Source organism: Desulfobulbus alkaliphilus (assembly GCF_016918545.1).
Lineage (GTDB): Bacteria > Desulfobacterota > Desulfobulbia > Desulfobulbales > Desulfobulbaceae > Desulfobulbus > Desulfobulbus alkaliphilus.
The window spans coordinates 41,833-53,145 of the sequence record NZ_JAFFQC010000015.1 but is presented as its reverse complement, the minus strand read 5'-3'; the positions used below and the strand labels follow the sequence as shown (position 1 = coordinate 53,145).

Annotated in this window: 8 protein-coding genes and 1 CRISPR repeat array (1 of these 9 only partly in view); all 8 genes read right to left on the bottom strand. The window is 54.6% G+C overall.

All coding sequences use genetic code 11. The annotated features are described in order from the left end of the window. A CRISPR array of direct repeats spans positions 1-1,406; the repeat unit is 32 nt; unit sequence GTTTCAATCCACGCCCCCGCGCAGGGGGCGAC (it extends 364 nt beyond the left edge of the window). 176 nt (positions 1,407-1,582) lie between these two features. After that, positions 1,583-1,873, bottom strand: coding sequence for a CRISPR-associated endonuclease Cas2 (gene cas2, locus JWG43_RS09630; RefSeq protein WP_205242705.1), 291 nt, complete (start codon positions 1,871-1,873; stop codon positions 1,583-1,585). A 9-nt stretch (positions 1,874-1,882) separates the two neighbouring features. Further along, positions 1,883-2,911 (bottom strand): type I-C CRISPR-associated endonuclease Cas1c, encoded by a 1,029-nt coding sequence (gene cas1c, locus JWG43_RS09625; RefSeq protein ID WP_205242704.1) that lies wholly within the window; start codon positions 2,909-2,911, stop codon positions 1,883-1,885. Beyond that, positions 2,908-3,510 (bottom strand): CRISPR-associated protein Cas4, encoded by a 603-nt coding sequence (gene cas4 / locus JWG43_RS09620; protein WP_240193509.1) that lies wholly within the window; start codon positions 3,508-3,510, stop codon positions 2,908-2,910. The genes cas1c and cas4 overlap by 4 nt, the downstream gene beginning before the upstream one ends. Positions 3,511-3,737: 227 nt before the next feature. Next, a complete protein-coding gene (locus JWG43_RS09615) occupies positions 3,738-4,652 on the bottom strand; it encodes a virulence RhuM family protein/type II toxin-antitoxin system death-on-curing family toxin (protein ID WP_240193502.1) in 915 nt (304 codons plus the stop codon). A gap of 292 nt (positions 4,653-4,944) precedes the next feature. Then, positions 4,945-5,931, bottom strand: a complete 987-nt coding sequence (gene cas7c, locus JWG43_RS09610) for a type I-C CRISPR-associated protein Cas7/Csd2 (protein WP_205242701.1) — start codon at positions 5,929-5,931, stop codon at positions 4,945-4,947. Positions 5,932-5,967: 36 nt separating this feature from the next. Further along, positions 5,968-8,025 (bottom strand): type I-C CRISPR-associated protein Cas8c/Csd1, encoded by a 2,058-nt coding sequence (gene cas8c, locus JWG43_RS09605; RefSeq protein ID WP_205242700.1) that lies wholly within the window; start codon positions 8,023-8,025, stop codon positions 5,968-5,970. 1 nt (position 8,026) lies between these two features. Continuing rightward, complete coding sequence (gene cas5c / locus JWG43_RS09600) at positions 8,027-8,929, bottom strand: type I-C CRISPR-associated protein Cas5c (RefSeq protein ID WP_205242699.1); 903 nt, start codon at positions 8,927-8,929, stop codon at positions 8,027-8,029. Further along, positions 8,926-11,310: a CRISPR-associated endonuclease Cas3'' gene (locus JWG43_RS09595; protein ID WP_205242698.1), complete on the bottom strand. Its 2,385-nt coding sequence runs from the start codon at positions 11,308-11,310 to the stop codon at positions 8,926-8,928. The genes cas5c and JWG43_RS09595 overlap by 4 nt, the downstream gene beginning before the upstream one ends. Between the last annotated feature and the right edge of the window lie 3 nt (positions 11,311-11,313).

Genomic DNA, 11,313 nt, shown 5'->3' with positions numbered 1-11,313 from the left:
CGACGAGTTTAAGGGTGCTGGCGAGATCGCGGCGGCTTGTGTTTCAATCCACGCCCCCGCGCAGGGGGCGACGGCATGTTTGCGAGCAGTGGTATCCGTCGGGGGAGGTTTCAATCCACGCCCCCGCGCAGGGGGCGACTAAAGGGATCCTCCTGGTACCTGCTCTCTTCCATGTTTCAATCCACGCCCCCGCGCAGGGGGCGACCGGCCATGATCAGTGCTTTCCACCAACTGCCGATGTTTCAATCCACGCCCCCGCGCAGGGGGCGACGTCCAGCATTCCGAGACCTACGACCTGCTCGGCGGCGTTTCAATCCACGCCCCCGCGCAGGGGGCGACGCGTGTTCCTGGGCGAGGGTCGCAACGGCAAGGGGTTTCAATCCACGCCCCCGCGCAGGGGGCGACCACCACCCCGCGCCGTGGCCTGTCGGCGGTAACGGTGTTTCAATCCACGCCCCCGCGCAGGGGGCGACCCGATGGCGAGCTGTATATCCATCGCACCTGGGATGTTTCAATCCACGCCCCCGCGCAGGGGGCGACTTTGACAGCTTCTCCGCCATGACTACTTTTGATTGTTTCAATCCACGCCCCCGCGCAGGGGGCGACTGGCGTTGAGGCAGTCTCGCACCAGGGTTTCGTCGTTTCAATCCACGCCCCCGCGCAGGGGGCGACCGAGTTGTCTGCACCATCGCGATTTGCATCTGGGTGTTTCAATCCACGCCCCCGCGCAGGGGGCGACATCATCCAATGATTTCGGCTAGTTGTTGTCGATATGTTTCAATCCACGCCCCCGCGCAGGGGGCGACGTGGGGTGATGTCGCAGCCCAGCCCCGAGGAAATGTTTCAATCCACGCCCCCGCGCAGGGGGCGACCTGGTGGGTTGGATATCCGCTATCACATGGACCTGTTTCAATCCACGCCCCCGCGCAGGGGGCGACATGGCGGTGGTGTCCTAATTGGTCAGGACGGCGAAGTTTCAATCCACGCCCCCGCGCAGGGGGCGACCCGATTTACTCCCGCGATGCGGTGACCTGGATGCAGTTTCAATCCACGCCCCCGCGCAGGGGGCGACAGGAGTTTGCTGCTGATACCTGTGTGTTGGTCATGTTTCAATCCACGCCCCCGCGCAGGGGGCGACATTTGCCGATAAATCGTTACATTGTGCCGCAATCTGTTTCAATCCACGCCCCCGCGCAGGGGGCGACGGCCGCATTGAGTACGACATCGGCCAGCTCTCTCTGTTTCAATCCACGCCCCCGCGCAGGGGGCGACCCGGTGTCGCCCGCGCAGCAAATGAGGAAACTATGGTTTCAATCCACGCCCCCGCGCAGGGGGCGACAGTGGCCGTGACCCGCCTGAAAGCCCTGGAGCAGTGTTTCAATCCACGCCCCCGCGCAGGGGGCGACCGTTGACTGGTAACATTGTGCTACCAGTCATTTTTTTCAACACATTCCGCGATCGTTGTTTTTTGGGGAGAATTGATCACCTCCTTTCACCTCGCCAAATTATCTCAACCATCGCATTAACGAGTGTCGCGAACCTGCCAGGGTATACTGGTTACGAACGGTTCGCGGCTCCTATTTCACACAATCAACGGGCCCTCCTGGTCCAGACTCTCCTTGGCACCAACATGCTCAAACCGATTCCGCCAATTAGCGCCGAGGAAATAAAAGCGGAGACTGTCGGCCTCAACATCGATCTCATCAATCAGAAGCTGACGCATCCTGGTCCATTGTGCCGGGTCCACCATGCACTCAAAAACCGAAAACTGAACCCGCTGGCCATAATTGCTGCAAACCTTGGCCACCCGGCGCAGTCGCTTGGCGCCGCCCGGTTCGCTGGTGCGCACGTCGTAACTCACCAAAACCATCATAACCGCCTCCTATTTCCAGATCACCGGCGGATAACCATCCAGTTCGCCACGCAAATACCGGGCAAACAATAGGGCCTGAATGTGAAAAAACAGTCCCAGAGTCATCTTTTCCTCAACAAACGGGTGGACCATCTCCTCCTGCTTGCGTTTTTGATAGGCAACCAGCAGGGTTTTACGGGCCTCATCGCTCATCCGTACCGCACCGCCGTCACTGACAACGAAATCATTTCGCTGTACCTGACCCAGATTGACGAGCGAGACCGCCAAGCGGTCCGCCAATGGACGGAACTCCTCCATCATGTCAAGGGCCAAGCCTGCCCTTCCGGGGCGATCACGATGAAGGTAGCCCACTGCCGGATCCAGGCCGACCAATTCCAAGGCCGAACGGATATCATTAAGCACCAGGGTATATAAGAAGGATAGCAGACAGTTGATGCGGTCGAGCGGAGGACGGCGGCTTCGTTGGCGCATGAAAAAATGTTCCTTATCACGGACAATGAGATGGTCGAAGACGCCGAAATAGACCCTGGCCGCATCACCTTCCACCCCGCGGGCCGCATCAAGATCCAATCCTCCCTGCAACCGCCTGATGGCGGCCCCCAATCGGTCGATGGCCTCCTGCATGGCCTGCTGATCAAGCTTGTCGCCATGATCGCGTAGCGATCGCAACAACACGGTCCGGCAGTTAGCAATCTTACCCAGCACACAGGCGCCAGCCACGGCAGCGGAAAACCCAGGATCATCAGCCCGGCGATATTGCTCCCGCCGCAGCAGAACATTACCCGAGGTCGGGCCCTGAACCCGGGCGAGAAACCGGCCGTTTTCGCTCAAGAAACTCAAGCCAACCTGACGTTCACCGCAAAAGCCCATTAAAAAGGGACTGCAGCCGACATTGCCGAAACAGACAATCGAGTCCAGGGTATGCACAGGCACCCGCAGTACCGTTGCCCCCTCGATGCGCACCGCCACGGTCTCACCGTCCTTGGCCAGGTAGGCACCCTGGGTGGTGACAAACAAGGTGTTGAGATGTTTTTTCATGTTCTCACCATCCTCCGCAGGTACGTACCTACCTGTTTTCGCGTCGCCACCCTGGGCAAGCATAGTGGCAGGAAGGAACAACTTTCGCAACGTTTGTCGTACTGGGGCGGCGGTGTTCGGCCCTTGGCCAGAAGGGCATGAAGTTCAGCCGCTGTCTGCACGGTTTTATCCCGTAAACCGGCGTCAAAGACCACCGTCGTACGCCGTTTCTTCAAACCGTAATAGAGCGCACCCTCGGGGACAACACAATCCAGCATTTCTTCCAGACAGATGGCCTGGGCACAGAGCTGCACCCGGTCGATATCATCCTTTTTAGGCCGCCCACGCTTGTACTCCACCGGCAGGGGCTGCCACGGCCCATCATCCTGTCGATGGAATTCGACGATGTCGGCTCGGCCAATCAACCCCAGTCGCAGTGAACGGATGGGCACGTCATATTCCACCCGCAGGGTTCGCCGCGATTCCCGGCCGCCACCATGTACCCTTTCATGAAGGATGCGCCCTTCGGCGGTCAACCGGTTCTCCTGCCACTGCTGCTCGATGTGCACCAGAGCGCATCTTCTGGGACAAAAAAGGTAATGCTGGAGGGCGGATATCATCACCAAATCATCCTCATTGTGTTCCCCTTGGGGATACAGCTCGCTTGACACGCTCATCTCCGAGTTTATGATGGTCTCAAAATTTCTTACCAAAAGGGTATCACGGAAACCACCACACTTTCCAGTAGCAAGGGCGAGGTGATCATCCCCAAACCGTTGCGCGATGCGCTTCACTGGCCCCCCTGCCCAGTAGCTTGAGGCGTTGAGCGCTGACGGCAACATCCTGCTCAAACCGTTGCAAACCCTCCCTTTTTATTCCCTTCCCCGGATGCGCTCAGGAGATTGACTATCAACCGGATGAGTACATCTTTCTGGGTCGGGTCCGAGGCTGCGACAAGCAACGCCAAGGCCACCAGCGCCTTGTTGTCGAAGCGAACCGTCTCGAGAAGCCCGCACTCCTGCAAATAGAGGAGAAAGAGAAAAGAGCCGATGCGCTTGTTGCCGTCGCTGAAGGGATGATCCTTGATCACGAAATAGAGCAGATGGGCCGCCTTCTCCTCGATACTGGGGTAGAGATCCTCGCCGCCGAAGGTCTGATGGATGGCGCCGAGGATACCCGCCAGGCTGTCTCCGCGCTCTTGGCCAAAAAGGCCGGTGGCCTCGCCTCGGCCCGCCAGATCATCGCGCAAACAGACGATACCCCGGCGCACCACCGTCAGATCAAATCCCGCGACTTCACCCCGGCTGAGGCCGGCCGGCAAGGACAACCGATCTTCGTCATACTGGAGCAACAGTTGCCAGCTCAGCCCGTAGCACCGTACCAACTCCACCACCGCCAAGCCGGTTTCGTTGGCCAGTTGATTGTGTTCCATGGTTGTGGTCAAGAGGTCCAGCACCCCGCGCAGTTCGGCCACGCCCTGCTCCGCCAGCCGCCGCTGGTTGAGGGCATAGCCCTTAACCAGATAGTCCTTGAGCACAGAGGAAGCCCAGATGCGAAACTGGGTACCACGTTTGGAGTTCACCCGGTAGCCGACGGAGATGATCGCATCCAGATTGAAATAATCCACTTGGTACGTTTTGCCGTCCGCGGCAGTTGTTGCATTTTTTGCAACAACTGCCGCTCTGCTCAACTCCCCTTCACGGAAAATATTCCGGAGATGCCTCGATATCACCGACTTATCACGTTCGAACAGCTGAGCCATTTGGGTCAACGAGAGCCAGACAGTTTCCTCGTGAAGACAGACTTCCAGCCTAGTCTGGCCGTCTTCCGTTTGGTAGAAAACAACGGAATCGTCACCTGCAGAACAAGAAATTGTTATTGTCAATCGGTCATTCAAGGTTTTAATCAACATTTTTAGTGGATTATTTGATCAAAAAAGGAATCTCGGCGGCAGCAGTCCGAGATTCCCGGACAACTGCCGTCTCAAAAAGCTCGCCGAGTTTCAAAATAGTCTATCCTTCCTTGCCTCTTTAGGGATGATTCCGCAAATGTTTTTATCTGGTATGCCGGAGATGAAGCCGCACCCCCCTTGGCAGGGTTGCGTCTATCCAAGCATTTTCAACCAAATAGTCGGCAAAGGATTCGGGAAAGTCTTTTCCGGGCCGCAACTGAACCTTGATGCCCTCGAAAAGCTCATGGGCGTGGGCACAGCCCAAACGCGCCTCTCGTTTGTTTTGTTCGGAATTGGCATCCGCCTGGGTGCCGACATGCTCAAAATCATAAATCCCGCGCACAATCATTTCGCCACGAGCGGCGGATCGGTCGTGCTCAAACATGTTTGCCAGAGCTTCAAACAGCAGGTCCAAGTCAGCTTGAGAAAAGCCGGTACGTTCGGCGAAGGCAGGTGAGACATAACCTTTGGCTGCGTACAGCGCGTAGGGGACGATGTGTTTTCTTCCTTGCGTACCTGTTTGGGCAATGATGTTGTCCGCGAGTTCTTTTTCGGTTGGATTTTTTTTCTTCAATTCTTTACGAGCAGCGCAAACATTTATTGCTATTTCCAACGGTGTAATAGGATCATAGGACTGCCCGAAGGTAAACTGTACTGGGCCGCGCACCTGGCCCCAGGCGGAACCTTTCATAATATCGTCACCGGTGGAAAGCACACCGCCAAAGGTACGCACATCATAAAACTTGCGGCATAGCCAATTCTTTGCTTTTTCAGCCTCGGTCGCGCCCGTGAGTTGATCGGGATTCTTCTCGTTTTGTACAAAGGCAATAGCCGTTTTCTGTTCGGTTTCGATGACCGCGCCCTGTTTGACGAGAATGTCAAAACCGTTGGCTGTGGCGGTTTCACGGGCAGGAGCAAACTGTTCCACAAAATTGCGAACCTTGCGTTTCAGGCAGACATCGGAAACGATGCCCCGGTTGCTGTTGGGATCAATACGCGGCATGTTACCCGCATCAGGGTCGCCATTGGGGTTGCCGTTCGTGACTTCGAAGAGAAGGAGAAAGTCGTGGCGGTTTGTGAGGATGCTCATGGCTGGTTTCCTTTGTTGTTTGATTGACGTTGATAGCTATTCGTTGTCGAAAAGGGTAGATACGTTGGCTAAAGAAGGAGACTTTGCCATTTTCTGTTTCTTGTCGATCCAATCCTTAAAAGAGCCGGAACCGTAATGCTGGCTGACCTTCTCATAAAAAGTTTTGGTATCGTTTTCTTGTAATGCAAGCGCTTTCGCGTGAGCCGTTGTATCCGTTTCTTCAAGGTACATCAGCACCTTGAACGCTATGCGTGCGTTGGCATCCTCAGCCTGCTGCTGATAGAAACCAAGAACGAACCGACCTTGCTCCTGTAGATTGAGAATGCGTGGAAATACAGGCGGCGTCGTGTCATTTGTCGGTTTAAACTTCGCTACAATATTCCGGATAACGACTTCTTCATACGCGTTACCGCCTGACTTGCGGATTTTGTCAAGGTGGTGGCGGTTGAGCCGGAGCAAAAGTGGCAGGACGGTTGCTGGTGAGACGCTGGCCGTGCCGAAATAGCGTTCAGCAACGCCTGAGAACCCTTTGGGGTAACCTTGCGCTTTCTTTTGAGTTTCGGAGAGGACGGACAGCAAACGCCCGCAATTATAGGCAGGGTCATCGGTATCAGCAGCAAGTTGTGGTTTGATTTCCATGTCGGTTTCCTTTCGGTTGCGGTTGACTATCAGTTTGAGCAAGGCAAAGCGGCTCTGGTCGTAAATGAGGCTGTAATTTTCATCGCGCAAAAGCCGCGATTGCAATTGGGCTAAAATTGGCTTGATGAGCAGAGGAGACGGCGCGGTGTTTTCCAGCGCGGCGCGGTATAACTGGGTGGGAAATTCCGGTGGCAGATCTTTAGTTTCACGGACGGTCGTGTTGGCGAGCCAATAAACTGAGAGCGGATTGCATTCTGTTTGCTTGTCCACATTAATAGGTTTTTTGGCGGTTTGTGTTTTTGGCGGGACGTGTATTTCCAGATCAGCGAACCATTTCTGAAAATTTCCGATGGCCTGCTCCAAAGATTGCTGTAGCCAGTGACGAACTACGACACGCCCTTTATTGCCCGCGAGCGTCACAGCGAGGAATGTATCTTTTTTTGCCAAGTCACGCGCAATTCCCGCCCAAGGAGAAACAAGAAAACTCCGTACAGATTGCGGATCGGGTTTATTGAGCAGTTGGGCGAACCTTCCTCCCGCCGCTTTGTTCTGAACAGCCCAGAAACAAAATATTGTCTGCCCTATACGCAGCGAGGTTTCTTCCTTTTCGATCATGTGATTAAGCGCCGTGCAATAGGCGGTAGCGGCTTCATCGGAGGTTGGCGCGTTCAGACTTTGATCGAAACCGTAAGAAGTGAAGGCGTCTTTATCAAAGGACACAATGGTCGCACCAAAAGATGTATTGGGTACACCCTCTATTTTGGGTGTATGCGTAAGAGCGATGGGTTGATTCAAATAGCCGGTGACCATGCACAAGCCGCGAGTTGTGTTTCTGCGGGCGGTGTTGACTTCAGCGGTGTATTGGGCGCGCCACCAATCACGAATCGTGCTGTTTTCGATGAGCAATTCACCATCCACGCGAAAGGTGAAATTTTCCGCACCAAGTTTCTTTTCTTCCCCAGAAACTCGGAGCAGCCATGCAGATTTGGCATCAGCCTTGGCGCCGGTAGGTTTGCCGAATTGTAAAATTGGTGCGTCGCTTACCGCCAATTTCTGACAAAATGTCCGGAGTGCTAATAGTCCAGGGTGCTTCGTTTCGGTTGCCGCCACTTCTACTTGTTCCCAGAAATCCTCATGTTTGATTAAGTTATTTTTCTGACGATCTTTCTCCTGGTTTTCTGTGCGTTTTTTTTTGGGTACAGGATCGGTGTCACAATTAAAAATCGCAGTAATGCCATCGGCGAGAAATTCTGCTACCCCACCGGCATTTTTATTTCGCGTGGTTTGCGGACAGGAATAATCCTGGCCACGTTTACCATCGCCAACCTCGACGACACCTAAACAATTCCCAACAGTGTCCAGGTCGATAATCCAGCGCACCGCTTTGGGCGCAAAGGCGAGGTCAGCAAGCAGGTTACGGGACTGGGCATAATCGTAAAAATGTTTGAGGAGCATGTCAGTGTTCTCCTCCCATATCCTGAAGTAAAATTTCGACGGCATCCGGGTGGCACTGCAGCACCGAATCACGGATTTCCGCCTGAAAAAACGCTGAGTGCGGCTGAATTTTTTGTCCCTCAAAGCACCTCTCATTGGCTGCGTATACCTTACGACGCCTATTTTGCTCGGTTTTCTTCAGCCCGGTAATCTCCTCTTCAAAGTGTTGCCGATTCGTTTTGATTTCTTCCTCGCGTAACCAACGGAACCCTTGCTCACGCTGGTTGTGGTCAAACACGTCGTAGAGCATGAGCCCCAGCGGTTCATAATGAATCAGCGGCGTGGCCTCCGCGCCGAGTTCCCGCTGGCGGCGGGCAAAGGTGGTGTCAGCATTTTCTTCCAGCGCAAAGTTGGCGTCAAATTCGCGGACACCAAAGGCAGGGCGGTGGAAGCACTTGCCAACGGCGGCGCGGCGCTTGATCTGGTCAAGGTATTTGGCAAGATTGCAGCGGGGCTGCCTGGCAAGAGAGGTTAAGCGGACTTCAGCGGTAATGAGGTATTCGACCCCTTGTAGGGCCAGCATGTTGCGCTGGGTGCCATCGGCCGCGCCGCCTCCGGCCTGGATGGGTGAAACTTTACGCGTCCCATTCATCCAGCTTTTTGCGTTATCCAGGCTGATAAAGCAGATAACCTCGTTACGGCGAAAAGAAATCCAGCGCCCGCGCCTGATAATGTGGATGCTATCAATCAGGTAATACATCTGCGGTTCCCAATATATCGCCTCCAAGATACCGCGCGCTGCTGATGGCGTGATAACGGGGTAACTGACGCGCTCGACCTTCATTTCGGGCCGGGTAAAACAGGCAAAGTCTCCCCAGACGCGGATAGTCACACGATTGGGGGCGGCAGCGGCTATGTCGTTCATACAAAAAAATCCTCCAAGGGCCGGTCATTCACAAGAAGTCCAAGATTCGCATGATATGCGCCTTCTTTGAGCACATATAGGTCCAGATAGGGTAGTAGTGGTTCAATCTGGGTAACTTTGAGCAGTCTATCAAAATTATTGGTGCGAACATTCACCATATATCGCTGCAAACGGCGCAGATCGTCACGGGTAAAACGCGGCTCTCCACGACCTGCTTTCCGGGTACGGATTTTATCGATGAGATGACGTGCTTTGCCGATTGGGATAACCACCGGCTGGCCGCTGTCTTCAATTATTTTCGCCTTTGCCGCGACCTTGCGAAAGTGCATATTTGCACGTTCTTCCTGAATGCTGGCCTCACCACGTTTGTCATAATCAGTGGAAGTAATTGCGTAAAGTTCAGTGAAATAGTCTTGGAAAATATCGGGGCTTGTGGCGAGTTTTTCAGCGGCATCTTTGCCAAGCCTCGCCAGGGTGACAGCAGCCTGCTGGGTGGCAGTGCTGTAAATACCCGGTGGCAGCTTTTTCGCATCGGCGGGGGTGAAGACGCGGACACAACTTTCTGTGGGCGGGAAGCGCCCTTTGCGGTTACAGCGGCCTGCAACTTGGACAATGGAATCCAGCGGCCCCATCGCCCGCCAGACAGCGGGAAAATCCACATCAACACCGGCCTCAATGAGCTGGGTGGAGACGACTCGGCAGGACAGCCCGGAACCAAGGCGCATGCGAATCCAGCGGATCAGCGCTAATCGGTGGGCTGGGCACATGGCTGAAGAAAGATGAACCGGGCGTAGGTTGCCGGGGAGATCTTCACCTCCGCTGGTGCGATATTCTTCGCGGAGCGTATTGTCCAGGGTTTCCCATAGTTCTCGGGCATGCCGGGTCAGGTTGACCACGCACAGACATTGCGGCGTCGCGGCAAGCTGACCGGCGAGAGCCTCCCATCCAAGTGGTTCTGTCCCGGTTTCGAGCTTGTAGGTAACGCGCCGCAAGGTTCTGTACAATTCGGCGGGTTCGGGCGCGATTTCGGTTATTTCATGTTCATCAAAGCCGTCTGGGAGCGAACGGGTACGGCGAAAGGCCGGTTGAGTGGCGGAACTGAATACGAAACTGACGCCATAATTGGCTGTAAGTTCGCGGAAGACATTCAGCATTGGCCGCAAAAGATGGGTGGGCAACGTCTGCACCTCATCAAAGATGACCACGGAACGAGCAATATTATGCAACTTGCGGACACGCGATGGCGAGGCAGCAAACAGTGATTCGATGAACTGCACCGAAGTGGTGATAATGATGGGTGCATCCCAGTTCTCTGTTATCAGTTCAAGACGAGAATTAGCTTCTTCATTGGAATTGACACGCGGTATTACGGAGGAGTGATTCTCCAGAATGATCCCTCTGTTTTTCGAGTCGAGAATATGGCGGTATTCGGCGGCGTTTTGCTCAATGATCGACAGGTATGGAATGACCACAATAACCCGGCGCAACCTGTTTGCCTTAGCGTGGGCAAGCGCAAATGCCATGGCTGAAAGCGTTTTGCCGCCGCCGGTGGGCACGGTGAGCGAAAAAAAGCCGGGAGGGTATGTACCGGTGCCGAGACAAGCATCGAAGATACGGTTTTGCGCATCGGTCAAGGCGCTTTCCGGGTTAAGTGCGGCGGCGCGTTTTCGGTCGCGTTCGGCGATTACAAGGGAAAGGAGATAATCCGCATCAAGAGGACTTTCGCTTTGGGCAAACTTAACGATGTTGATATCAGACTTTGCCCAGTACGCCGAATCAAGCCGGTCGGCGTCCACAAGACAGGAAAACAGCATCCGAGTGTATAGTTCCGTCGCCAAAACAGATTTTTCATCGGCCTCGTTGGCTAGTTTTGCGAGATGTACCGGCATGCCGGGAAAAGGCGGCAAGATCTCGGGCAATGTTTTTTCAAGCGGGGCAGCATTGGCGGTAAGAAAGGCGCGGGCGGTGGAATATTCTTTTTCAAGCAAACCGGCGAGTGTGGCAAGGTCTTCTTTTTCGGCGGCCTTGGCAGTACCGTCTTGCAAATCTGCGAGGTCGTGCAATCCGGCGTGGTGCCCGGCAATGGCAAAAGCCGCGCCCAACTGTTCGGAAGTGAAAGCATGCGCCCCGCCGTAGATTGCATGCCGGGTTTCAGCATCGCCAGCACGCTCTCCTCGCAAATACTCCTGAAAAGCTGATCTGTATTTTCCAAGGTCGTGCAATAAACCAGCAAGTAATGCTTCATCTTCGATGGCTGGGTCATTTAACCCGAATCCCCTTGCAAACTCCCGTGCGAGGGTCGCCACCACAAGTAAATGCACTGATAATTGCTGCCAATCAGATTGATCTGTCTTTTTTGTTGAATGAGCATAATTTTTCATATT